Annotated in this window: 25 protein-coding genes; 10 read left to right on the plus strand and 15 right to left on the minus strand. The window is 63.5% G+C overall.

Going from position 1 to position 22,405, the window contains the following annotated elements; all coding sequences use genetic code 11:
* Positions 1-120: 120 nt before the first annotated feature.
* Positions 121-2,346: an ATP-binding protein gene (locus IVA92_RS14530; protein WP_247276618.1), complete on the plus strand. Its 2,226-nt coding sequence runs from the start codon at positions 121-123 to the stop codon at positions 2,344-2,346.
* Positions 2,347-2,438: 92 nt separating this feature from the next.
* Complete coding sequence (locus tag IVA92_RS14535) at positions 2,439-3,083, plus strand: histidine phosphatase family protein (RefSeq protein ID WP_247276619.1); 645 nt, start codon at positions 2,439-2,441, stop codon at positions 3,081-3,083.
* Here IVA92_RS14535 and IVA92_RS14540 read toward each other — a convergent pair.
* From IVA92_RS14540 to hisB, 8 genes are all read right to left on the minus strand, one after another.
* A complete protein-coding gene (locus IVA92_RS14540; protein WP_247276590.1) occupies positions 3,051-3,404 on the minus strand; it encodes a hypothetical protein in 354 nt (117 codons plus the stop codon). The two genes, IVA92_RS14535 and IVA92_RS14540, sit on opposite strands and share 33 nt — an antisense overlap.
* A gap of 105 nt (positions 3,405-3,509) precedes the next feature.
* Positions 3,510-4,466: a type I pantothenate kinase gene (gene coaA / locus IVA92_RS14545; protein ID WP_200497031.1), complete on the minus strand. Its 957-nt coding sequence runs from the start codon at positions 4,464-4,466 to the stop codon at positions 3,510-3,512.
* A gap of 21 nt (positions 4,467-4,487) precedes the next feature.
* The gene (locus IVA92_RS14550) at positions 4,488-4,814 is read right to left on the minus strand and encodes a phosphoribosyl-ATP diphosphatase (RefSeq protein WP_247276591.1); all 327 of its coding nucleotides are present in this window, start codon (positions 4,812-4,814) and stop codon (positions 4,488-4,490) included.
* Between the two features lie 79 nt (positions 4,815-4,893).
* Complete coding sequence (hisF, locus tag IVA92_RS14555) at positions 4,894-5,667, minus strand: imidazole glycerol phosphate synthase subunit HisF (RefSeq protein ID WP_145630398.1); 774 nt, start codon at positions 5,665-5,667, stop codon at positions 4,894-4,896.
* 10 nt (positions 5,668-5,677) lie between these two features.
* On the minus strand, positions 5,678-6,409 hold the full coding sequence (gene hisA / locus IVA92_RS14560) for a 1-(5-phosphoribosyl)-5-[(5-phosphoribosylamino)methylideneamino]imidazole-4-carboxamide isomerase (RefSeq protein WP_247276592.1): 732 nt from the start codon (positions 6,407-6,409) through the stop codon (positions 5,678-5,680).
* A 154-nt stretch (positions 6,410-6,563) separates the two neighbouring features.
* Positions 6,564-7,214 carry an imidazole glycerol phosphate synthase subunit HisH gene (gene hisH, locus IVA92_RS14565; RefSeq protein ID WP_247276593.1) on the minus strand — a complete coding sequence of 217 codons (651 nt, stop codon included), beginning with the start codon at positions 7,212-7,214 and terminating at the stop codon, positions 6,564-6,566.
* Complete coding sequence (locus IVA92_RS14570; RefSeq protein WP_247276594.1) at positions 7,211-7,741, minus strand: DUF2628 domain-containing protein; 531 nt, start codon at positions 7,739-7,741, stop codon at positions 7,211-7,213. Before IVA92_RS14570 ends, hisH begins: the two co-directional genes overlap by 4 nt.
* 63 nt (positions 7,742-7,804) lie before the next feature.
* Positions 7,805-8,398 carry an imidazoleglycerol-phosphate dehydratase HisB gene (gene hisB, locus IVA92_RS14575; protein ID WP_247276595.1) on the minus strand — a complete coding sequence of 198 codons (594 nt, stop codon included), beginning with the start codon at positions 8,396-8,398 and terminating at the stop codon, positions 7,805-7,807.
* Between the two features lie 260 nt (positions 8,399-8,658).
* Here hisB and hslV point away from each other — a divergent pair, with 260 nt between their 5' ends.
* From hslV to IVA92_RS14600, 5 genes are all read left to right on the plus strand, one after another.
* Positions 8,659-9,219, plus strand: coding sequence for an ATP-dependent protease subunit HslV (gene hslV / locus IVA92_RS14580; RefSeq protein ID WP_247276596.1), 561 nt, complete (start codon positions 8,659-8,661; stop codon positions 9,217-9,219).
* Positions 9,220-9,407: 188 nt separating this feature from the next.
* Positions 9,408-9,893: a GNAT family N-acetyltransferase gene (locus IVA92_RS14585; protein ID WP_247276597.1), complete on the plus strand. Its 486-nt coding sequence runs from the start codon at positions 9,408-9,410 to the stop codon at positions 9,891-9,893.
* A complete protein-coding gene (locus tag IVA92_RS14590; protein ID WP_247276598.1) occupies positions 9,890-10,507 on the plus strand; it encodes a DUF2585 domain-containing protein in 618 nt (205 codons plus the stop codon). The genes IVA92_RS14585 and IVA92_RS14590 overlap by 4 nt, the downstream gene beginning before the upstream one ends.
* Before the next feature lie 53 nt (positions 10,508-10,560).
* Positions 10,561-11,865 carry an ATP-dependent protease ATPase subunit HslU gene (gene hslU, locus IVA92_RS14595; RefSeq protein WP_247276599.1) on the plus strand — a complete coding sequence of 435 codons (1,305 nt, stop codon included), beginning with the start codon at positions 10,561-10,563 and terminating at the stop codon, positions 11,863-11,865.
* A gap of 198 nt (positions 11,866-12,063) precedes the next feature.
* On the plus strand, positions 12,064-13,188 hold the full coding sequence (locus IVA92_RS14600; RefSeq protein WP_247276600.1) for a hypothetical protein: 1,125 nt from the start codon (positions 12,064-12,066) through the stop codon (positions 13,186-13,188).
* Between the two features lie 37 nt (positions 13,189-13,225).
* On the opposite strand, the gene IVA92_RS14605 is transcribed toward IVA92_RS14600, so the two are convergent.
* The 3 genes from IVA92_RS14605 to IVA92_RS14615 are packed head-to-tail and all read right to left on the minus strand — an operon-like array spanning position 13,226 to position 16,027.
* The gene (locus tag IVA92_RS14605; protein WP_247276601.1) at positions 13,226-13,816 is read right to left on the minus strand and encodes a Smr/MutS family protein; all 591 of its coding nucleotides are present in this window, start codon (positions 13,814-13,816) and stop codon (positions 13,226-13,228) included.
* A complete protein-coding gene (locus IVA92_RS14610) occupies positions 13,813-15,354 on the minus strand; it encodes an MltA domain-containing protein (RefSeq protein WP_247276602.1) in 1,542 nt (513 codons plus the stop codon). The genes IVA92_RS14605 and IVA92_RS14610 overlap by 4 nt, the downstream gene beginning before the upstream one ends.
* Positions 15,332-16,027: a Tim44/TimA family putative adaptor protein gene (locus tag IVA92_RS14615; protein ID WP_247276603.1), complete on the minus strand. Its 696-nt coding sequence runs from the start codon at positions 16,025-16,027 to the stop codon at positions 15,332-15,334. The genes IVA92_RS14610 and IVA92_RS14615 overlap by 23 nt, the downstream gene beginning before the upstream one ends.
* A 418-nt stretch (positions 16,028-16,445) precedes the next feature.
* On the opposite strand from IVA92_RS14615, the gene secB reads away from it, so the two are divergent.
* On the plus strand, positions 16,446-16,931 hold the full coding sequence (gene secB, locus IVA92_RS14620; protein WP_247276604.1) for a protein-export chaperone SecB: 486 nt from the start codon (positions 16,446-16,448) through the stop codon (positions 16,929-16,931).
* On the opposite strand, the gene dnaQ is transcribed toward secB, so the two are convergent.
* From dnaQ to IVA92_RS14640, 4 genes are read right to left on the minus strand one after another with little or no spacing between them, the layout of a single operon-like run.
* Positions 16,922-17,644 (minus strand): DNA polymerase III subunit epsilon, encoded by a 723-nt coding sequence (gene dnaQ, locus IVA92_RS14625; protein ID WP_247276605.1) that lies wholly within the window; start codon positions 17,642-17,644, stop codon positions 16,922-16,924. The two genes, secB and dnaQ, sit on opposite strands and share 10 nt — an antisense overlap.
* A 29-nt stretch (positions 17,645-17,673) precedes the next feature.
* Positions 17,674-18,273, minus strand: a complete 600-nt coding sequence (gene coaE, locus IVA92_RS14630; RefSeq protein WP_247276606.1) for a dephospho-CoA kinase — start codon at positions 18,271-18,273, stop codon at positions 17,674-17,676.
* Between the two features lie 22 nt (positions 18,274-18,295).
* Positions 18,296-18,904, minus strand: coding sequence for a Maf family nucleotide pyrophosphatase (locus IVA92_RS14635; protein ID WP_247276607.1), 609 nt, complete (start codon positions 18,902-18,904; stop codon positions 18,296-18,298).
* A gap of 8 nt (positions 18,905-18,912) precedes the next feature.
* Complete coding sequence (locus IVA92_RS14640; RefSeq protein WP_247276608.1) at positions 18,913-19,752, minus strand: pyruvate, water dikinase regulatory protein; 840 nt, start codon at positions 19,750-19,752, stop codon at positions 18,913-18,915.
* A gap of 458 nt (positions 19,753-20,210) precedes the next feature.
* Here IVA92_RS14640 and hemJ point away from each other — a divergent pair, with 458 nt between their 5' ends.
* On the plus strand, positions 20,211-20,645 hold the full coding sequence (gene hemJ, locus IVA92_RS14645; protein WP_247276609.1) for a protoporphyrinogen oxidase HemJ: 435 nt from the start codon (positions 20,211-20,213) through the stop codon (positions 20,643-20,645).
* Positions 20,646-20,889: 244 nt separating this feature from the next.
* Positions 20,890-22,155 carry a transcription termination factor Rho gene (rho, locus tag IVA92_RS14650; RefSeq protein WP_247276610.1) on the plus strand — a complete coding sequence of 422 codons (1,266 nt, stop codon included), beginning with the start codon at positions 20,890-20,892 and terminating at the stop codon, positions 22,153-22,155.
* The last annotated feature ends 250 nt before the right edge of the window (positions 22,156-22,405 follow it).

Genomic DNA, 22,405 nt, shown 5'->3' on the forward strand with positions numbered 1-22,405 from the left:
AAGCGTTAACACCTCGTCAACCCTGTTTGGAGGCGGCGCCAAAGCCTCAAGCTGTTCGCAAGGTCGACGCGACATCGTCGCACACGGCGGGCACGGGGTTTCGGACAAGGGTCGGTGGCGATGGGTCGGACGTTCCGGATCAAGGTGCGCATGCGCCGCTTCAGGCGACAGCATCCCCGTATCGCCTTCGCGCTCCGCTCCTTCATGATCTTCTCGGCGACGTTCGGCGCCGCCTATGGCTTCGTCTCCGGCAGCCGGTCCGAGAATTCCGGCTACGATCCCAACGCCTTTGCGATCGGCGCGAGCTTCCTGTTCGCGCTGGCGTGCCTTGGTCTTGCGACGCTGAGCATGCGGCTGCGCTTCGTCAACAAGCGGCTGCGTTCGCTCGCCGCCCACAACGAGGCGCTGATCGACCGCAATTGGGAGCTCAAGGAAGCCGAAGAGCGCGCCCGCAGCCTGTTCGAGCAGCAGGGCGACCTGATCGTGCTGCGCGACACGAGCGGCCGCATCACCTTTGCCAATGACGCCTATTGCGCGCTGGCCGGACAGGCCCGGAGCGCGCTGGTCGGCACACGCTTCGACTTCGACGTGCTGGAGCAGGGCGACAGCGCGCGCGAGAGCAGCGGCACGCGCGTTCACGACCAGAAAATCGCAACCCCGCTCGGTGCGCGCTGGATCGCCTGGCGCGAGGGCTATGTGCGCCGCGATGCCGGCCAGCCCGCCGAATTGCAGAGCGTCGGGCGCGACGTCACCGACCGCACCGAGACCGAGCGCGCTTTGTCCGACGCGCGCGATCAGGCCGATGCCGCCAACCGCGCGAAGTCGCGTTTCCTCGCGATGGCCTCGCACGAAATCCGCACGCCCCTCAACGGCATCATCGGCATGGGCAGCCTCTTGCTCGACACCACGCTGACGCCGGAGCAGACGACCTACGCCAGGGCGGTGAAAACTTCGGGCGAAGCACTGATGGCGCTGATCGAGGAGCTGCTCGATTATTCCAAGATCGAAGCCGGCAAGCTCGATCTCGAGCAGCGTCCGTTCGCCTTGTCCACGCTGGTCGAGGAGATCACCGAGCTTCTGGCGCCGCGTGCGCAGGCCAAGACTCTCGAGATCGCGTCCTATATCGACGAGCGCCTGCCGCTCGAGGTGGTGGGGGACGCCGCGCGGCTGCGCCAGGTGCTGCTCAACCTCGCCGGCAACGCCATCAAGTTCACCGCGAGCGGCGGCGTCGCGCTGATCGTCGAGCCCGGCATCCGGCCGAACGAGATCAGCTTCCTGGTCCGCGACACCGGCATCGGCATCGCGCCGGAAGCGCAATCGCGCATCTTCCGGGAGTTCGAGCAGGCGGACGAGCGCGTCGCGCGCACCTATGGCGGCACCGGACTCGGCCTGTCCATCAGCGAGCGCATCGTCAAGCGCATGGGCGGCCGGATCACGCTCGAGAGCGAACCGGGCAGGGGGTCGACCTTCGAGGTCGCGGTGCCGCTAGCCCCGTCACAAGCAGGTAGCGGACAGACGGCATTCGCCTGCCCCGAACTCGCCGGCAAGCCGATTCTCCTCGTCGCCGAGGGCATCGAGGCGTCGCTGATCGCACGGCGCCTGGAGCGCTGGGGCGGTCAGACCTGCATGGTGGCGGACGCCGCCGTGGCTCAAGCGCTGCTGCCGGAGCGTTCATGGCACGCCATGCTGGTCGATCGCGCGATCGGTCCCGCCGCTTCCGACCATCTCGGCGAAACCGCGCGGGCGCATGCGATGCAGCGCCTGGTGCTGCTGACCTCGAGCTCGCGCCATGAGGAACTGTCCCCGGCCTTCACCGGATTCCTGGTGAAGCCGCTGCGCGCCGCCTCGCTCGCGACACGCCTTTCGCTGACGCCGGAGGTCGCCTCGCCCGAGCTCGCACCGCAGCCATTGGCCGAATCCAAAACTGCAACGCCGGCGAAAGGGCTGTCGATCCTCGTTGCCGAGGACAACGAGATCAATGCGCTGTTGATGCGCTCGCTGCTGACGAAACTCGGCCACCGCGTCGTCATCGCTATCCACGGCGAGGCGGCGCTGGAATCCTGGCTCGCCGCCTCATCGGCCGGCACGCCCTATGATCTCGTGCTGATGGATATCCAGATGCCGCAGCTCGACGGCATTGAGACGACAAAGCGCATTCGCGCGCATGAGGCGGCCATGGGTCGCCAGCGCATGCCGATCCTGGCGCTCACCGCCAATACGCTGGTCGAGGACCGCTACGCTTGCTTCGAGGCAGGCATGAATGGATTCCTGATCAAGCCGCTCGACCGCGAGAAGCTGGATCAGGCGCTGGCGGGGCTGGCCGCGTCCCGCCACCTGAGTGTCTGATCCAGAATTTCACGAAAACCTCGGCCCGACCGGCAGTCGATAATTGAAATCGGCCTCGTTGCGCGTCACCATCCCCGAGGGGACGTTTTGCAATAGGGGACTTTGCGCATGAACGTGCTTGCCGCCTCGCACTCATTGTCCTTATCGCTGGAATTTCCCGACACACCGCGGCCGATACGCCGGAACTCATCACATCGCTCAAGCAAGGCGGCTACGTGCTGGTGTTTCGGCACACCGCCACCGATGACAGCCAAAAGGACGTCTACCCTTTCAAATTCGACGACATGAGCGCGCAGCGCCAGCTCAGTGAAAAGGGCAGGGACATGGCGCGTCAGATCGGGACAGCGGTCAAGGATCTCGCGATTCCGATCGGCGAGGTCTACACCAGCCGGCTGAACCGCGCGGTCGAGGCGGGCAAGCTGATCTCCGGCCGCGAGGTCAAGCCGGTCGATGCGCTAACGGACAGCAGCAACGCCAGTGCGTCGGGAATGGCCAACCCGACGGGTGCAAATGCAAAGGCGGGCCAAGCCGTGCGTCATCTCGTCGATACGCCGCCGAAGGCCAGCACCAACACGTTCCTGATCACCCATAAGACGAACATCGCCGATGCCTTCGGCAAGGAGGCCGGCGACGTGCAGGAAGGCGAAGCCTTCGTCTACAAGGCCAGCAGCTCCGGCCCCGCCATCTTTGCGGGGCGCATCAGGCTAGCGGACTGGAATACGAAGGTAGGCAAGTGAGCCAACCAGCGGCGGCGTGCCAGCTAGGGTAACGGCCAGGTCGGGAGCCGAGCATGCCCCGTGCCGTCGGGCGGGACTCAGTCCGTCGGCATGCGAAAGAAAACGCGGCGCAGTGAGCTTATCAGGCGGCGCTCGGTCGGCTTTGAAGATGGTGTCCGCTTTTGCCGCGCGCTTGCAATGTGGGCACACGAAAAGATGCGCGATGATCGGCGTCGGCTCGTCCGCCAGCAGTTCGGAGCGAAACCACTTCATCTCGATGTGGCAGTCCGGGCAGATCGGAGCTTCAAGCTGCTCCGCAGCGCTTCTGAGACGATCAACCATAGTGCCTCTCCGCCGTTCTTGAAGGCATAGCGGAATACCGATTTTAGGTCTGCAACAAAAGACACTCAGCCCAACCAGCCAGGGGGGCCATGTTCACCGGCGCGATTACAGCCGCCTGAGCGCCACGCTCTCCACCGTGTGGTCGGCGCCCTTCTTCAGGATCAGCGTCGCGCGGGGCCGGGTCGGCAGGATGTTGTCCTCGAGATTGGCGAGATTGGTGCGCTCCCAGATCGCGATCGCGGTGGCGGTGGCTTCCTCATCCGACAACAGCGCGTAGCGGTTGAAGTAGGATTTCGGGTTGGTGAAGGCGGTGTCGCGCAGCGCCAGGAAGCGCTTGATGTACCATTGCCGCAGCGCCGCCTCGTCGGCGTCGATATAGACCGAGAAATCGAAGAAGTCGGAGACCACAGGCACCGCCTTGCCGTCGCGCGGCAGCTTGCCCGTCTGCAGCACGTTGACGCCTTCGACGATCAGGATGTCGGGCTGGTCGATCTCGGCCCACTGGTTCGGCACGATGTCGTAGGTCAGATGCGAATAGACCGGCGCGCGCACATGACGACGTCCGGACTTGATGTCGGAGAGGAAGCTGAGCAGCAGTGGCAGGTCGTAGCTCTCGGGAAAACCCTTCTTCTGCATGATGCCCTGCCGATCGAGCACCGCGTTGGGGTAGAGAAACCCGTCGGTGGTGATCAGCTCGACCTTCGGGCGCGGCGACCAGCGCGCCAAGAGGGCCTGGAGCACGCGGGCCGTGGTGGATTTGCCCACCGCGACCGAGCCGGCAACGCCGATGATATAGGGCACCTTGCGGTCGCGGATGTTGAGGAATTGCCGCTCGGCGTAATACAGGCGCTGCATCGCATCGACGTAGATCGAGAGCAGGCGCGACAGCGGCAGGTAAATGTCCTCGACCTCCTGGAGGTCGAGGCGGTCGTGCAGCGAGCGCAGCCGGTCGAACTCGCCCGGCTCCAGCGTCATCGGCGTGTCGTCGCGCAGGCGCGCCCATTCTTCGCGCGTATAGACGCGGTACGGATTATACTGCTGCTCGGGTGCGCGGATATCCATGACGCGATCTTTCCACCTCGGCTAGTTGCCGCTCTTGCGCGACGCCTTTTCTTCCAACCCTGACATCGACGTCCGCTTGTCCAGCGCGGCCTCGACCTCCTCCAGCTTTACGCCGCGGGCCTTGAGCAGCACAAGGAAATGGTAGAGCAGATCGGCGCTCTCGGCGATCAGATGCGCGCGATCGTTTTCGACTGCTGCGATTACGGTTTCGACTGCCTCCTCACCGAACTTCTTGGCGCAATGCTCGGCGCCCTTGTCCAGAAGCTTGCGGGTATAGGAGGCCTCGCCACCGGCGGCCGCGCGGGCATCGATGGTCTCGGCCAGATCATGGATCGTGAAACGCGGCATACGGAATACTCGGAAAACGCGATACGGCCGAACGAGCCGTCCCACACGGCTCGTGTAGCACTTTTACGAACGGGAGTCGTCAGGCATCGAGGCGCATGGGCAGCCCGCGCCGTGCCATATGCTCCTTGGCTTCGCGGATGGTGAATTCCCCGAAGTGGAAGATCGAGGCCGCCAGCACGGCGGTGGCGTGCCCGTCGCGGATACCGTCGACGAGATGGTCAAGATTGCCGACGCCGCCCGAGGCAATCACCGGAACGGAGACGCTGTCGGCGATCGCGCGGGTCAGCGGAATGTCAAAGCCCTGCCTGGTGCCGTCGCGATCCATCGAGGTGAGCAGGATCTCGCCGGCGCCGAGCGAGACCACTTCCTGGGCATATTCGATGGCATCGATGCCGGTCGAATTGCGCCCGCCATGGGTGAAGATCTCCCAGCGGTCGCCGCCCGGACGCTTGACGCGCTTGGCATCGATCGCCACCACCACGCATTGCTCGCCGAATTTTTCGGCCGCTTCCTTGACGAACTCCCGCCGTGATACCGCGGCGCTATTGATCGAGACCTTGTCGGCGCCGGCGCGCAGCAGCGTCTTGATGTCGTTGACCTCACGCACGCCGCCGCCGACGGTGACAGGCATGAAGCAGGCTTCTGCCGTGCGCCGGACCACATCAAGCATGATGCCGCGGTTCTCATGGGTCGCAGTGATGTCGAGGAAGGTAAGCTCGTCGGCCCCAGCGGCATCATAGGCGATTGCGGCCTCGACAGGGTCGCCGGCATCGCGCAAATCGACGAAATTCACGCCCTTGACGACCCTTCCGTCCTTGACGTCGAGGCAGGGGATCACGCGCACCTTGAACATTGGATGCCTCCTAGCGCGCGTTACGGATCAAAGCGAGGGCGGCGGCGGGATCAAGCCGGCCATCATAGAGCGCGCGGCCTGCGATCGCGCCGGCGAGCTTCTTGGCGCGCGGCGTCAGCATCGCCTTGACGTCCTCGATCGAAGCAAGGCCGCCGGAGGCGATCACCGGAATCGAAATCGCGTCCGCCAGCGCAATGGTCGCGTCCAGATTCAGGCCCTTGAGCAGACCGTCGCGTGCGATGTCGGTGAAGATGATGGCGGCAACGCCGGCGTCCTCGAACCGCTGCGCGATCTCCAGCACTGTGACCTGCGAGGTCTCGGCCCAGCCTTCGACAGCGACCTTGCCGTCGCGGGCGTCTAACCCGACCGCGACGCGGCTGGGGAATTGCTTCGCCGCCGCCTTCACCAATTCAGGGTCGCGCACCGCGGCGGTGCCGATGATGACGCGGGTGATGCCCTTGCCGAGCCAGGCTTCAACCGTCGCGAGATCGCGAATGCCGCCGCCGAGCTGCACCGGAATCTTGATCGTCTTCAGCATCACCTCGACGGCCTGCGCATTGACCGGCTTGCCGGCAAAGGCGCCGTCGAGATCGACGACGTGGAGATACTCAAAGCCCTGCGCGGCGAAGCTCTGCGCCTGCGCCGCGGGATCGAGATTGAATACGGTGGCGCGCGCCATGTCGCCTTGCTCGAGACGCACGCACTGGCCGTTCTTGAGATCGATCGCGGGGAAGAGAATCATGTTGCACCTGCTCCCGTCCCCATCGTAGGAACGGACCTGTCAGCTATGCACTCCGTCATTGCGAGCGCAGCGAAGCAATCCAGACTGCCGCCGCGCAAAGACGCTGGATTGCTTCGCTTCGCTCGCAATGACGAGGTGAAAGCCGTCGAATTCATCACGGTTTCCATCGCAAAAAGTTCGAGATCAGGGCCAGCCCGAACCGCTGGCTCTTCTCGGGGTGGAATTGCGTGCCGATCGCGGTGTCCTTCGCGACGATCGCGGTGACGGGCCCGCCATAGTCGGCGCGCGCCAGCACGTCCGCCTCGTTGGCGGGGTTGAGGTGATAGGAGTGCACGAAATAGGCGTGCTGGCCCTTGGGGCCAAGCGGCAGCTTGTTCAGCACCGGATGCTCGCGCAGCACCTCGAGCGTGTTCCAGCCCATGTGCGGGATCTTCAGGTTTTCGTCGCGCGGCGTGATCTTCTCGACGTCGCCGCCGATCCAATTCAGCCCCTCCGTCGTGACGTGCTCCTTGCCGCGGCTCGCCATCAATTGCATGCCGACGCAGATGCCGAAGAACGGCCGCGCCTTGACGCGCACCGCTTCGGTGATGGCCTCAACCATGCCGTTGACGGCGTCAAGTCCGCGCCGGCAATCGGCGAAAGCGCCGACGCCCGGCAGCACCAGACGGTCGGCGCTGTAGGCCTGGTCCGGATCGCTGGTAACGAATACCTTTTGCGGGTCCTCCAGGCTGCGCGCGGCACGTTCGAAGGCCTTGGCGGCGGAATGCAGATTGCCCGAACCGTAATCGATGATGGCGACGCTCATCTTGACCCTCCCGGTTCTGGAAACAACCCAATGATGCCGCCCGCCGGCAACGGCGGCGGGTTCGAGAATTGCTGACCCGGCACGCTACGGGTCGGCGGCGGGCCGCCGCGATCGACGGCCCATTGATCGTTGACGATGCCGTGCTGCTTCTGGCTCCAACGTTCGAAGAAGCGATGCTCGGCAGTGTCTTCCTTGTCGGCAATCACGACGTCGAGCTGCCGCCATTTGCCGCGTGAGAGAGTCCAGCGGCGCAGGCTCGAGGCCTCGAAGCCCATCAGCAGCGCGACGATGATATTGGCGAAGAAGATCGAGCTGCGTCCAACACCCAGGCTGGACAGCCCCGCATTGAACGCGGCCACGAAGATCACCCAGCCGATCAGCGCCAGCCACAGCCGATTCCACAGCAGCCAGAGCGGGCCGAAGATCATCGCCCAAAAGTGGAAGCCGTCGCGCACGAAGACGAACTTGTCGGTCGCGCGCAAATCGGCTCCGGCAGGGGAGGGAGCATGAACTGTGTAGACAGGCATGGTGATGCCCCGTTCTCTAAATTCAGTGATACCGCAAGCGGCGCGTGCCGCCGGCCGAAGATGTCAGCCGCCGAGCGAGCCCTTGGTGGACGGGATCTCGCCCACAGCCTTCGGATCGATCGCGACAGCGGTGCGCAGCGCCCGCGCCAGACCCTTGAAGCAGGACTCGGCGATATGGTGGCTGTTATCGCCATATAGGGTCTCGACGTGGAGAGTCACGCCGGCGTTGATGGCGAAGGCCTGGAACCACTCGCGCACCAGCTCGGTGTCGAACTCGCCGATCTTGTCGCGGGGAAAGTGGGCCTTGAACACCAGGAACGGGCGGCCCGAGATGTCGATGACCACGCGCGACAGCGTCTCGTCCATGGGCATGTGCACGCTGGCATAGCGGGTGATACCCGCCATGTTGCCGAGCGCCTGCTTGGCCGCCTGGCCGAGCGCAATGCCGGTGTCTTCGGTGGTATGGTGATGATCAATGTGCAGGTCGCCTACCGCCTTGATCGTGAGGTCGATGCGGGAATGGCGGGCGAGGAGATCGAGCATATGGTCGAAAAAGCCGATGCCGGTCGCGATATTGGCCACGCCGGTGCCATCGAGGTTCACGGTGACCTCGATGTCGGTTTCCTTGGTCTTGCGCTTGATCGTCGCGGTGCGCATTGAAGGCTTTCGCTTTCATTTCAGCATGATCTCGGTCGGAAAAGCGATATCCGCTTTTCCAAATCATGCTGTTCGGGGCCGAAAACGCCGGTCTTTTACCAGCCAAATGACGCCTTCGCTACTGCGGGAACGGCTCGCCGGGCCTCTACTTCTGCCTATGGTGAGCGAATTAGGCCCGGAGCGGCCGTTGTGCGCCGGTTGTCCGCCGGTTGTCCCTTTGGCCCCGACCGCCTAAATCAGGCCGACAACGAGGGTCATTCATGCAGGATTCCCAGAACAGCTCCCCTAGCTGGCACGGCACCACGATTTTGACGGTCCGCAAGGGCGGCAAGGTGGTGGTTGGCGGCGACGGCCAGGTCTCGATCGGCCAGACCGTGATCAAGTCCAACGCCAAGAAGGTCCGCAAGCTCGGCAAGGGCGACGTCATCGGCGGCTTTGCCGGCGCCACCGCCGACGCCTTCACGCTCTTTGAGCGGCTGGAGAGCAAGCTGGAGCAATATCCGGGGCAGCTGACCCGGGCCGCGGTCGAGCTCGCCAAGGACTGGCGCACCGACCGTTACCTGCGGCGGCTGGAGGCCATGATGATCGTGGCCGACAAGGACGTCTCCCTGGTCCTGACCGGCACCGGCGACGTGCTCGAGCCTGAGGCCGGCGTGATGGCGATCGGCTCCGGCGGTAATTATGCACTCGCGGCGGCCCGCGCCCTGCTCGACACCGATAAGGACGCCGAGACCATCGTCCGCCGCTCCCTCGACATCGCTGCCGACATCTGCGTCTACACCAACCGGAATGTGACGATCGAGAGCCTCGCGAGCGGGTAGGCGGAGTGTCATTTGTCCGAAGGCTTGTCCGGATGCTCGGTGCAACCTCTCCCGCTTGCGGGGGAGGTCGGCGCGAAGCGCCGGGTGGGGGCTCTCTCCTCTGGGGGATTGTCCCATTGCGGAAGCACCCTCTCCCCGACCCTCTCCCGCAAGCGGGAGAGGGAGCGCAATGCCACCGCGGCTGCTAGATGACGCCCACCTACGCCTTCCGCTCGATGACAACGGCCGATCTGCCGCTGATCCGGCGGTGGCTGGGCGAAGCGCATGTGCGGGAATGGTGGGGCGATCCGGACGAGCAGCTTGAGCTGGTCAGCGGCGATCTTGACGAGCCGGCGATGGACCAGTTCATCGTGTTGGCCGACGGCAAGCCCTTCGGCTATCTTCAGTGTTACCGGCTGACGGCCTGGAATACGGGCTTTGGGCCGCAACCGGAGGGCACGCGTGGGATCGACCAGTTCATCGGCGAAAGCGACATGATCGCGCGCGGCCATGGCTCGGCCTTCATTCGCCAATTCGTCGACGCGCAGCTGCGCGCCGGTCTGCCGCGGATCGTGACCGATCCTGATCCGCTCAACGCACGCGCGGTACGCGCCTATGCGAAGGCCGGCTTCGTCCGCGACCGCATGGTCGAGACGCCGGACGGACCGGCGCTGTTGATGGTGCGTCAACCGTGACGCTGGCGAACACGCAACGGAGCAAGCTCGCCGTACCCCCGCAAGCCTGGCTCGGCATCGCGCTGTTGCTGGTGGCGTTGCAGGCCTCCATCCTGTTCGCGGCGGGGCGCGTGCCGATCTGCACCTGCGGCTATGTGAAGTTGTGGCATGGCGTGGTGAACAGCTCGGAGAATTCGCAACAGGTCGCCGACTGGTACAGCTTCTCCCACGTCCTGCACGGCTTCCTGTTCTACGGCCTGACCTGGCTGCTGTTCGCGCGGCTGCCCGCGCTGCCTTTGTCATGGCCGGCGCGGCTGATCATCGCCATGCTGATCGAAGGCGCCTGGGAAATCGTCGAGAACTCGCCATTCATCATCGAACGCTACCGTGCCGGTACGATTTCGCTGGACTATTACGGCGACAGCATCGTCAATTCGGTCTCTGACACGCTGTTCATGGTGCTGGGCTTCCTCGCCGCACGCCTGCTGCCGGTGCCGGCAACGGTGGCGATCGGGCTCGCCTTCGAGATCATGCTGGCGCTCCACATTCGCGACAATCTGACGCTGAATATTCTGATGCTGATCCATCCGATCGAGGCCGTGAAGCAATGGCAATCCGGCCCGCCGATCATCTGATGGCTGAAAAAAGCGGCTTGTCCCGGCCTGAATCTGACCCTAGCTAAGGTGCCATGACAGACTTCTCCCCCCGCGAAATCGTTTCTGAACTCGACCGTTTCATCGTCGGCCAGGCCGATGCCAAGCGCGCCGTCTCGATCGCGCTTCGCAACCGCTGGCGGCGACAGCAGCTCGAAGGCTCCTTGCGCGAGGAGGTGCTGCCGAAAAACATCCTGATGATCGGCCCCACCGGCGTCGGCAAGACGGAAATCGCGCGGCGGCTCGCCAAGCTCGCGAATGCACCCTTCCTGAAGGTGGAAGCGACCAAGTTCACCGAAGTCGGCTATGTCGGCCGCGACGTCGAGCAGATCGTGCGCGATCTCGTCGAGGTCGCGATCGTCCAGGTGCGCGAGCGCAAGCGCAAGGACGTGCATGCGCGGGCGCAGCTCGCGGCCGAGGAGCGCGTGCTCGATGCACTGGTCGGCGCCAATGCCTCTTCCGCGACGCGGGAGTCGTTCCGCAAGAAGCTGCGTGCCGGCGAGCTCAATGACAAGGAAATCGAGATCGAGACGCAGTCGTCCGGCGGCGGCATGCCGATGTTCGAGATCCCCGGCATGCCGGGCGCGCAGATGGGCGCGATCTCGATCGGCGACATCTTTGGCAAGCTGGGCGGCCGCAGCAAGACGCGACGGCTGACGGTGGAGGGCTCGCATGAAATTCTCGTCAACGAGGAATCCGACAAGCTCTTGGACACCGAGCAGCTCACGCTGGAGGCGATCAGCGCGGTCGAGAACAACGGCATCGTGTTCCTGGACGAGATCGACAAGATCTGCGCGCGCGACGGCCGCGTCGGCGGCGACGTCTCGCGCGAGGGCGTGCAGCGCGATCTCTTGCCGCTGATCGAGGGCACCTCGGTCTCGACCAAGCACGGCGCGGTCAAGACCGACCACATCCTGTTCATCGCCTCCGGCGCCTTCCATGTCGCAAAGCCGTCCGACCTGTTGCCGGAGTTGCAGGGCCGGTTGCCGATCCGCGTCGAATTGCAGGCGCTGACCCGCGACGACATGCGCCGGATACTGACCGAGCCCGAAGCCTCGCTGATCAAGCAATATGTCGCCTTGATGCTGACCGAAGGCGTGACGCTCGACATCACCGACAGCGCGATCGATGCGCTGGCCGACGTCGCGGTCGCCGTCAATTCCACCGTCGAGAACATCGGCGCGCGGCGGCTCCAGACCGTGATGGAGCGGGTGCTGGACGAGATCTCCTTCACCGCTCCCGACCGCAATGGCGAGACGGTCCGGGTCGACGCCGATTACGTGCAGAAGCACGTCGGCGACCTCGCCAAAAATGCGGATTTGAGCCGGTTCATTTTGTAATTCGGTCGGGGTCGGCTATCTATCCCGCTGTCGTCCTGGCGAGGGCCAGGACCCATTACCCCCGGCGGTCCTTGTTGAAACAGATGGCGACTCCGATTTCGGCTCAAACGACCTTCTGTGGTTTTGGGCCCGGGATCAGCGCTCGCTATGCGCGCTTGTCCGGAGGGACCGCGGAGATTGACGCGCGTCGAGTGCCATATGCGCGCTAGCGTCCTGCAAAACCCCTGGCGTCTGCTGCTCGCGATCAACGCCGCCGTCCTCGTCGGCGTGTTCGTCCACAAGATCCAGCTGCCGCCTTACGTCCCCTATATCCACCTTCTCGTCGACTACCATTTCGGCTTCATCAAGCGCGCGCTGATCGGGGCGATCGTCGCGCTGTTCACGGCGAAGGTACCGGTATGGCTGGTGTTCGCGCTCGGCGGCGCGACGTGGCTGGTAACGCTGGGCCTTTACGCAAGACTGTTCCAGAACACGTTCGGCTTCACCGCGAGGACGCTGCCGTTGTTCGTCTTCACTGCGGGCTCGCCGTTCTTCCTCAAGAACTTCATGCATACGCTCGGCCATTTCGACATCTATGGCTGTGCGCTGGCGATCGTCCTGCTGCTGATGCCGGCGGGCTCATTGCTGTTCGTGGCGACGGCTGCGCTGTTCTCGATCATGCTCGTCCTGATCCACCACATCCATCTCTTGATGTATGTGCCGACGATCATCACCATCGTCGTGATCAGACATTACCTGGCTTGCGGCTGCCGTCGCACCAACGTCGCGTTCGGTGTCGCCGCCTTCGCGGTCGTCTCCGGATTGTTCTTCGCGGCGCAATTTCTGGGAACGATGCCGATCCCGGAGGCGGAATTCGTCACCCATCTCAAGAGCCGGATGGCCGATCCATCCCGCACCGACCTGCTGCAATTCAGCTACATCTGGTATCAGCCGCTGGCGAAGGAGGTTGCCGACACCTGGGGCCGGCTGCCGCACAACATCCTCGGCGTGCCGGTCTTCGCACTTTTGATCTGGCTGCACACGCCGTTATGGCGCTTCTTTGCGAACCTGATCAACGCGCTCGCCAGCGAAACGCATCGCCGTCTCGTGATCGCGGCGCTGATCGGCGTCAGTCTCGCTTATCTCGTGATGTTCGCCATGGTGTTCGACTATTCGCGCTGGATCTCGAACTGGGCGGTCTGCATGTTCCTGATCCTGCATGCGGTGAAGATGCTGCCCGCCGCACGGAAGGCGCCGCCGATTCAGGCGGAGGATCGCAACACCAACATCTTCGGTTTGATCATCACGTTGATCCCGCGCGTCGGAATCATCCGGCCGTTTTAGGAGCTGCGCTCCCGCTCCCGCTGCGAGCGGGAGAGGTTTAGTGCCTCGCCCGCCGAATTCGCACATACAGCGCACCTTCGCCGCCGTGCCCGATATGGGCCTCCTCGAAGCCGACGACGAAGGCGCGGAATTCCGGCAGGCTCAGCCATTCAGGCACCTGGCGACGGAGCACGCCGCTTTCGCCGCCGCTGCGGCCCTTGCCGGTGATGACCAGGACGAAGGTCAGGCCGTCGTGATGGGCGCGGTGCAGGAAGCCGGTCAGCGCACGATGGGCACGCGTCTGGGTCATGCCATGCAGGTCGAGCCGCGCCTCGATCTCGCGTCGTCCGCGCGACAGCTTTGCGCGCTCGCGCTTGCCGAGCGGCGCCAAGGGCGGCACGGACGGTTTTGCCACGCGCGGCGCCGGGACAGCCGCGACCGGCCTTGACGCTGACGCAGGTCTGGCCGCCTCGGCGGCAAGCGAGGATTCAGCGCGCGGCGCGGCGGGCGCCTTCGGCGCCCGAAGCTTCCTCAGCGGCTTCACCTGCTTTGCAACGAGCTCCCACAGCTCGCGCTCCTCCTCGCTCAGGGCGCGGCGACGCGGCACGGGGCGGGGCTCCAGCACGGGCGGACGGGATGATCGCTTCATTGCTGCCGATGCGAGCGATTCTTCACCGGCCGCTGCGGTTCGCGAACGGGCTCGATCGCCGGACGCGGCACCGGTAGCGGGACGGAACCGGCAGTGGCGACCGTTTCGTTTTTGTCGACCGTCGCCTCAGCAGCAGGAGAGGCGGGCTTCGCCGGATCGGGCTGCGGAAACAGCTTTGCGATCTTTTCCGACGGCCGCGGATCCGGCACCGGCAATCGCGCGCCGCGCACACTGGGATCGAGGCTCTTCGGCACCAGCATCACGAATTGCATGGGATGGCGCAACCGCCCGGAGACGCGGCCGGCATCCGCGCCCGCGCCAAAATAAAGGTCGGCGCGCGCAGGTCCAATGATGGCCGAGCCGGTGTCCTGGGCGATCATCAGCCGGTGGAACGGCGTCTTGGCGCGTTCGGACTCGATCGGCAGCTCGCCCTCGATGAAGAACGGCGTGCCGTAGACGTGCAGCGATTTGTCGACCGCGATCGAGCGGCCGGCCGTCAACGGAATCCCTTGCGCGCCCACCGCCTCCTCCTTGTCGGAGAGATTGACCTCGCGGAAGAAGATGTAGGCGCGGTTCTGGCGACGCAATTCCTCGGCCCCATCCGGATTCTGCGCCATCCATTCCCTGATCTTCTGCATCGACATCTCCTCCTTCGGAATGATGCCGCGCTCGATCAGGATGCGACCTACCGCCGTGTAAGGATAGCCGTTATAGGCGTCGTAATTGAGCCGGACCGTGCCGCCGTCGTCGAACTTGATCCGTGCCGAACCCTGGATCTGTGCGAACAAGAGATCGGTCGGGTCCTTGAGCCAGGCGATCTCCAGCCCGCGGCCGGCGATCTTGCCGTCCTCGATCTCGCCGCGGTCGTAATAGGGCACCAGCTTGCGGCGACCGATCTTGCGATAGACCGGGCCCTTGTTGGGCAGGCTGACCGAGTCCTGCTTGTAGCCACGCACGAACAGGTTGGAGGGCCGGCGATAGACCGGAACGTTGTAAACGTCGGTCTGGGTGCGCGATCCCTCGAGCACGGGCTCGTAATAGCCGGTGACGAAGCCGTCGGGCTCACCGAGACGGGAGATGCGCAGCGGCGCAAAATTCTGCTCGAAGAAGGTCTTGGCTCTGGCGTCGTCGGTGAGTTCGAGCGATTTGGCGACCCGGCAGGGCTCACTCAGCGAAGCGCCGAGTGCTTTGGCTTCGGCTTTCGGCTCGGACGCGCCGGTCTGCGTGTTGATCGAACGGCAGCTCGCGCGGAAGGTCTTGTAGGCGGCGAGATGATTATCGTCGCTCCAGCCCTTCACGTCCGCCCAGGCCAGCGGCAGATATTGCGCGCCGGGAATCTCGAACGGCAGCGAAAGCTGCGGATAGGGCAAGGCGCGCGGCGGGGCCGCAGGCAATGTTGGAAGATGACGGTGGTGACTGCGGTAGTGGCGCCGCGCCGCCTCGGCGCCGAGCGAAAACGACGACAGCACGACGACACCTGCGCAAAGCGCCGTCGCGCTGGTCTTCAAGAAGATCTTAATTCGCGCTTCCGGTACCAACCAGCTTCCAGTTCGGATCGCGAGAGGAGGTGTCGCGGGCGAAAGTCCAGATGTCGGTGATGTCGGCGACCGTGTCGGCGCTGCCGTCGACGATGTTGCCGGCCTTGTCGCGGGTGACCGAGATCATCTGCGAGACGAAGCGCACGGTGAGCTGGGCGGTGCGGTCGCGCAGCTCGGCGCCGACGAGCTCGGCCTTGTCGATCGAGACGAAACGCGTCTCGGTCTTCTGCTCGTTCTTCTCGCGCTCCTTGATCGCGGCCTCGAAGCTCTCATAGACTTCCGACGACAACAAATCGCGCAGCGCGCGGCGGTCGCCATTGGCGAAGGCCAGCACGATCATCTCATAGGCGCCACGGGCACCCGAGATGAAATGGCGTGGGTCGAAGGTGGAATCCTTGTCGACGATGGCGTCGAGACCCTGCGCGAGCGGGGTGCCCGGCTCGGCCAGGCCCTTCCAGCGGTCGGTGGGCGGGGTCGGCTCGGCCGTCGGCGCCAGCGGGGCCTGGTCGATCACCTTGCCCGGCATGGTCACGACGTTCTTGTCCTGGGCACCTTGGAGCGCGTTGCGGTCGAACGGCGGCCGTTCGCTGCCGGTGCGCTGCCCCAGCACACTGCGCAGCCGCAGAAAGATGAAGACCGCCAGCGCCAGGAAGATGATGGTGTAGATGTCCACGTCGTATTCGCTTTCTGGTCTTTTCCGAGGGTCTCTTTATCAGAGGTCCTTGCCGGGAAAAATCGATCCGGCCAGTAGACCGTTCCATAGGGGAACGGCAAGTCTACATCACCATTTCAGGTCCGCGCGTCTGGTCCCTGGGATGTAGGCACGAAATCTTGCCCGGCCAATGGCGCCTTTTGGCACAGTGCCGAGTGTAGCGCGTTTTATGCCCAAGGGGAAACCCGATCCTGCCCGGAAATCGCGCTTCTTCAATCGTTTAGGGCGCAATTTCGCGCAAAAGATCGGGGTGAACGTCACAGTTGCGGGCGCGACTCCGATCCCTCACCTGGGGGTCGTTCGTCCTTGTGGAATGAGGCGGCCCTATGTTAGCCAACCGCCGCGAAATTCAGCCCAAATCGGGTAAGGAGAGACTTTCATGACCAACGGTAACGGCACCCCTCCCGAGGCGGCCCAGGCTCCCCAGCTCAACGTGCTGGCGCAATATACCAAGGACCTCTCGTTCGAAAATCCGAACGCGCCGAGCTCGCTCCAGCAGCAGAGCCAGCCGCCGCAGATCAACATCCAGATCAATGTCAGCGCCAACAATCTCAGCGAACATGAGTTCGAGGTGACGTTGTCGGTCGAGGGCAAGGCCGAGGCCGCGAGCAAGGTGATGTTCTCGTTCGAGCTCGCCTATGCCGGCGTGTTCCGGATCGCCAATGTGCCGAAGGAGAATTTGCATCCGCTGGTCATGATCGAGTGCCCGCGCCTGCTGTTCCCGTTCGCCCGCGAGATCATCGCGACCGCGGTCCGCGACGGCGGGTTCCCACCGCTGATGCTAGATCCGGTCGACTTCGTCGGTCTGTATCGTCAGAACATGGAGCGGCAGATGGCCGCTCAGGGCCAAGCCGGTCAGGCCTGACCGGCCGCCACGGCAACTGGAGCGGGCAGGTACTCGTTCCAGATCGCCTTGTCGCCGAGCGTTGCGATGAAGGTGCGATGGGCCTCGCGTTCGGCAGCAGAAACCCGCGGCGCGAGCGGCACCAGGCGCTGTCGCCGCGGCGCTTCGCCACTTGCACTGACGCGAATTTCCTCGGTTTCCGAGGCCAGCAGCAACTGCGACTGCCGCGCCCCGACCAGGTCGACATAGACCTCGGCCAGAAGCTCGGCATCGAGCAACGCACCGTGCTTGGTGCGGTGTGAATTGTCGATCGCGTAACGCGAGCAGAGATCGTCGAGCCGGTTGGACACGCCGGGATGCTTGCGCCGTGCCAGCAGCAGCGTGTCCACCAGCCGCTCGCGCGGGATCGCTGCGCGCTTGATCCGGTCGAGCTCGGCGTTGATGAAGCTAATGTCGAACGAGGCGTTGTGGATCACCAGCGGCGCATCGCCGATGAATTCCAGAAACTCGTCGACGATCTCGTGGAACAGCGGCTTGGTCGCCAGAAATTCGGCCGACAGCCCGTGCACTGCAAAGGCCTCGGCCGGCATGTCCCTTTCAGGGTTCATGTAGCGGTGGAAGGTCTGTCCGGTCGGCATGCGATTGAAGATCTCGACACAGCCGATTTCGACCAGGCGATCGCCGCGGAGCGGATCGAGGCCGGTGGTTTCGGTATCGAGAACGATTTCGCGCATGATCGAGATGGCCGTGTAAAATCGGCGAATCAGGCTCGCCGCTGCGGCATCTTAACGACCTCGGCCAGGATGTGCTTGATTTGCGCCCGCACCGGCTCAAGTCCGTGTGACGTATCCACTACGAAATCGGCGCGCTTGCGCTTTTCGGCGTCGGGCATCTGCTTGGCGATGATGGCATCGAGTTTTGCTTCGTCCATCGTTCCCCGCGCCAGCACCCGCTGGCGCTGAAGTTCCGGCGAGGTCGAGACCACGACCACGGCGTCGACCCGTTTCTCGCCACCCGTCTCGAACAGGAGGGGAATGTCCAGGACCACGACGGGGACCTTGGCCGCTTCCGCATCGGCAAAGAATTTTTGCCGGGAGGCGCCGAGCATCGGATGAACGATCTGCTCGAGCTTCTTGATCGCGGCCGGATCGTGCACCACGCGCGCGGACAGTTTGGACCGGTCGACCTTGCCGTTGATGGTCGTGCCGGGGAAGGCAGCCTCGATCGCGGGAGCCGCTTCGCCCTCATACAAATGATGAACTGCGGCATCGGCGTCGTAGACGGGAACACCAGCCTCCGCGAACAATTTCGCGGTGGTGGATTTGCCCATCCCGATCGAGCCGGTCAATCCCAGGATCCGCATCAGCGCCCAGCCTGTCTGTCGTTCACACCGCAACTAGCCTCTCGCGGCGCAGGAACGCAAGCAGCGGCAGTAGCGGCAGGCCGAGAATGGTGAAATGGTCGCCCTCGATGCGCTCGAACAGATGGATGCCGAGACCCTCGAGCTGGTAGGCGCCAACGCTGGTGGTCACGGCAGCGCCGGCGGCGTCGAGATAGGCCGTAAGCTCCGCTTCCGTCATTTGCCGCATCGTCATGCGGGCCACGGAAACATCCTCGAAAACAATCCTTCCGTTGTGCGCCACCGCCACCCCCGAATTCAGCTCGTGGCTGTTGCCGGAGAGATCGCGCAATTGCGCCATCGCCTGGAGACGGCCAGCGGGCTTGTTGAAGAGGTGCTCGCCAAGAGCCAGCGTCTGGTCGGCGCCTATCACATAGCTTGCGGGATAATGAGCCGAGACCGCCTTGGCTTTCTCACGCGCCAGCAGCAGGGCGATCTCGCGCGGGTTTGAGAGTTTCGACACCGCCTGGATGCCGCGCTCATCGATAGCAGCCGTGGCGGCCACGAATTCGAGTCCAGCATTCGCCAGCAGCATTTTCCGCGCGCTGCTCTGCGAGGCCAGGATCAGCGGAGATGTGCCGCGCCACAGACCCATGGCGACAACTATTCCGAGGGCCGGTTGCGTTGGCGATCGGTGTAGAGCTTCATGATCGCCGCGGCGGTTTCCTCGATCGAGCGCCTTGTGACATCCAGCAGTGGCCAGTCATGCTTGGCGCTGAGCTTGCGTGCGAATGCGACCTCCTCGGCGACCGCTTGCTTATCGGTATAGGTGTCACTGCCGGAATTGGCACCCATGGAGAGCAGGCGGTTCTGGCGCACCTGAATCAGGCGTTCCGGCGTCGCATGCAGGCTCACCACCAGCGGCCGCGTCAGGGTTTCCAATTGCGAGGGCACCGGAATGCCCGGAACCAGCGGCACATTGGCGGTGCGGATGCCGCGATTGGCGAGATAGATCGACGTCGGCGTCTTCGAAGTGCGGGACACACCCACCAGCACCACGTCAGCTTCGTCGAGGCCTTCGACGTGCTGCCCATCGTCGTGGATCATGGTGTAGTTCAGCGCGTCGATGCGCTTGAAATATTCCGCGTTGAGCACGTGCTGGGCGCCGACGCGACCCGTGGTCGCGGCACCGAGATAGGCTTCGAACAGTTGCATCACCGGGCCGATGATCGACAGGCTCGGAACGTTGATCTCCTTGCACTTGTTCTCGAGCCTGAAGACCAGATCCTTCTCCAGCAGCGTGAACAGCACGATGCCCGGCGCCTCCTCGATCTCATCGAGTACGCGATCGAGCTGCTTTTGGCTGCGCACCAGCGGATAGACGTGCTCGACCGGCGTCACGTTGGCGTATTGGGCCGCGACCGCGCGGGCCACGGTGATCAGCGTCTCACCCGTGGAGTCGGAGACGAGGTGCAGATGGAAATAATTGTTCGAGGTCGGCACAAAAACCCTTTGTATGGAGGCGGTGTGATTTGTGGATTTCTGTGGAGCTTAACCCCTCGGAAAGGGTTGCGCGACAGGAGGGGCGGGACAACGGCCAATTTTCTTCACACCGCTGCCCGTCAGGACAAGTTTGCCGGTCCTCCGCGACGGCAACGGGATTGCGCGGACAAGCCTCTTGATAAGCTGCCGACAGGCGGGCGCAAGCCCCTGAACGCGGGTCAATTATTCCGACAGGCCAGACGGGCGCAGGATATGTTGATGGATGTGAACAAGCGCGCGTGAAGCCGCGGACGAAATTGTGTGAGTCCAATCCACGGTCACATAGACTCAAACCTTAAGAATCTAAGATTCTAGATTTGAGGAAGGCGCTACGGACGGATAAGTGTGCAGGGTAAGACCTTAACGAGTTCTTACTATCCCCAGCGTTTGGAATGCTCGGCAGGAATCCGGGACGGCACATGTTTGAAGACCTCTATTTCTGGATCAAGGCGCTGCACGTGATCGCCGTCATCGCCTGGATGGCGGGCATGCTCTATCTGCCACGGCTGTTCGTCTATCATTCGGAGACCGAAATCGGCTCGAAGCAGTCCGAAACGTTCAAGATCATGGAGCGCCGGCTACTCAAGGCGATCATCAACCCCGCCATGATGGTCACTTGGCTGGCCGGGCTTTATCTCGCCTGGTCCGGCCATTGGTTCACTTCCGGGTGGCTGCACGTAAAACTGGCACTGGTCCTGGCAATGTCCGCGGTCCACGGCTTTTTTTCCCGCTGGCTGACGGATTTCGCCCGCGACCGGCGCCCGCGGACCCAGAAATTCTATCGGATTATCAATGAGGTGCCGACAGTCCTGATGATTTTCATCGTGATCATGGTGATCGTGAAGCCGTTCTAGGCAATGCGCGCGACGAATCCCTCGGCGCTTCGGCTTGCGGAGCAGGAAGCGATTTTCTATATTATCGGTATCCCACCCAACGCAGGCGGATGTGGTTGTGTCTGAGCTTTCCAGAGGCCGGACACCGCATCAGGTTTGAAGCCTCACCGGCACTCTCCTTGCCAGACCTGCGGACCTTACCTTCTCACGTCCGCATTTCAGCCTCCTCGCACCCCTTCCAAGGTTACCCCACAGGACCACCCCAATGCGGGAAATTAAACTTCAGGACCTTAAGTCGAAAACCCCGGCCGAGCTGGTCTCGTTCGCGGAAGAGAACGGGGTCGAGAATGCCAGCACCATGCGCAAGCAGGAGCTGCTGTTCGCTATCCTCAAGCAGCTTTCGCTGGCCGAGACCGACATTGTCGGCGAGGGCGTCGTCGAGGTGCTGTCCGACGGCTTTGGCTTCCTCCGCTCGCCCGATGCAAATTATCTGCCGGGTCCGGACGACATCTACGTTTCGCCCTCGCAGATCCGCCGGTTCGGCTTACGCACCGGCGACACACTCGAAGGCCATATCCGCAGCCCGAAAGAGGGCGAGCGCTATTTCGCGCTGCTGAAGGTCAACACGCTCAATTTCGAGGATCCGGAAAAGGCCAAGCACAAGGTCAATTTCGACAACCTCACGCCGCTGTTTCCGAATCAGCGCTTCCGCATGGAGATCGACGATCCCACGCGAAAGGATCTCTCCGCACGCGTGATCGACATCGTCGCGCCCATCGGCAAGGGCCAGCGCGCTTTGATCGTCGCGCCGCCGCGCACCGGTAAAACCGTGCTGATGCAGAACATCGCGCATTCGATCACGCACAATCACCCCGAATGCTATCTGATCGTGCTCCTGATCGACGAGCGCCCGGAAGAAGTCACAGACATGCAGCGTTCGGTGAAGGGCGAGGTGGTGTCCTCGACCTTCGACGAGCCGGCAGTGCGCCACGTCCAGGTCGCCGAGATGGTGATCGAGAAGGCCAAGCGCCTGGTCGAGCATGGCCGCGACGTCGTGATCCTGCTCGATTCGATCACGCGCTTGGGTCGTGCCTACAACACCGTGGTGCCGTCATCCGGCAAGGTGCTGACCGGCGGTGTCGATGCCAACGCGCTCCAGCGCCCGAAGCGCTTCTTCGGCGCCGCCCGGAACATCGAGGAGGGCGGCTCCCTGACTATCATCGCGACGGCACTGGTCGATACCGGCAGCCGCATGGACGAAGTCATCTTCGAAGAGTTCAAGGGCACCGGCAACTCGGAGCTGATCCTGGACCGCAAGGTCTCGGACAAGCGCACCTTCCCGGCGATCGACATCTCGCGCTCCGGCACCCGCAAGGAGGAGCTCATCACCGATCCGCAGGTGCTCAAGAAGATGTACGTGCTCCGCCGCATCCTGAACCCGATGGGCACCATGGACGCGATCGACTTCCTGCTCGACAAGCTGCGCTCGACCAAGAGCAATTCGGAGTTCTTCGACTCGATGAACACCTGAGTGCAGTGCAACGGAAAGTGGAGGGCGCCCTGGGGCGCCCTTTCTTGTGCAGCTTTGCTGCAGTGAACCTGCAGCATGGCAAGAGGCTTGTTACATAGCCCGTTTTTATTTAAGTCATTGATATAGTACGATAATGTTTTCAATTCGGTGAGCCGACCGAGTTGAACGGCTGCGTTCTGCAGCAAAAATGCTGTGCCAATATTGCACTGCAATGCAATCTTCTGCTGCGGGATGTGGCGCAGCAAAATCA

This window comes from Bradyrhizobium sp. 154 (assembly GCF_023073875.1).
Lineage (GTDB): Bacteria > Pseudomonadota > Alphaproteobacteria > Rhizobiales > Xanthobacteraceae > Bradyrhizobium.

Bases quoted from the DNA above. Each gene is read 5' to 3' on its own strand.
- IVA92_RS14530 (WP_247276618.1), top strand. From the start codon at position 121: ATGGGTCGGACGTTCCGGATCAAGGTGCGCATGCGCCGCTTCAGGCGA.
- hisA (WP_247276592.1), bottom strand. From the start codon at position 6,409: ATGATTCTCTTCCCCGCGATCGATCTCAAGAACGGCCAGTGCGTGCGT.
- IVA92_RS14585 (WP_247276597.1), top strand. From the start codon at position 9,408: ATGACGCCCACCTACGCCTTCCGCTCGATGACAACGGCCGATCTGCCG.
- hemJ (WP_247276609.1), top strand. From the start codon at position 20,211: ATGTTTGAAGACCTCTATTTCTGGATCAAGGCGCTGCACGTGATCGCC.
- coaA (WP_200497031.1), bottom strand. From the start codon at position 4,466: ATGGATATCCGCGCACCCGAGCAGCAGTATAATCCGTACCGCGTCTAT.
- rho (WP_247276610.1), top strand. From the start codon at position 20,890: ATGCGGGAAATTAAACTTCAGGACCTTAAGTCGAAAACCCCGGCCGAG.
- IVA92_RS14540 (WP_247276590.1), bottom strand. From the start codon at position 3,404: ATGGTTGATCGTCTCAGAAGCGCTGCGGAGCAGCTTGAAGCTCCGATC.
- dnaQ (WP_247276605.1), bottom strand. From the start codon at position 17,644: ATGCGCGAAATCGTTCTCGATACCGAAACCACCGGCCTCGATCCGCTC.
- IVA92_RS14605 (WP_247276601.1), bottom strand. From the start codon at position 13,816: ATGAAGCGATCATCCCGTCCGCCCGTGCTGGAGCCCCGCCCCGTGCCG.
- secB (WP_247276604.1), top strand. From the start codon at position 16,446: ATGACCAACGGTAACGGCACCCCTCCCGAGGCGGCCCAGGCTCCCCAG.
- hisF (WP_145630398.1), bottom strand. From the start codon at position 5,667: ATGTTCAAGGTGCGCGTGATCCCCTGCCTCGACGTCAAGGACGGAAGG.
- hslV (WP_247276596.1), top strand. From the start codon at position 8,659: ATGCAGGATTCCCAGAACAGCTCCCCTAGCTGGCACGGCACCACGATT.
- hslU (WP_247276599.1), top strand. From the start codon at position 10,561: ATGACAGACTTCTCCCCCCGCGAAATCGTTTCTGAACTCGACCGTTTC.
- IVA92_RS14635 (WP_247276607.1), bottom strand. From the start codon at position 18,904: ATGGGTCTGTGGCGCGGCACATCTCCGCTGATCCTGGCCTCGCAGAGC.
- IVA92_RS14570 (WP_247276594.1), bottom strand. From the start codon at position 7,741: ATGCCTGTCTACACAGTTCATGCTCCCTCCCCTGCCGGAGCCGATTTG.
- IVA92_RS14550 (WP_247276591.1), bottom strand. From the start codon at position 4,814: ATGCCGCGTTTCACGATCCATGATCTGGCCGAGACCATCGATGCCCGC.
- coaE (WP_247276606.1), bottom strand. From the start codon at position 18,273: ATGCGGATCCTGGGATTGACCGGCTCGATCGGGATGGGCAAATCCACC.
- IVA92_RS14600 (WP_247276600.1), top strand. From the start codon at position 12,064: ATGCGCGCTAGCGTCCTGCAAAACCCCTGGCGTCTGCTGCTCGCGATC.
- hisH (WP_247276593.1), bottom strand. From the start codon at position 7,214: ATGAGCGTCGCCATCATCGATTACGGTTCGGGCAATCTGCATTCCGCC.
- hisB (WP_247276595.1), bottom strand. From the start codon at position 8,398: ATGCGCACCGCGACGATCAAGCGCAAGACCAAGGAAACCGACATCGAG.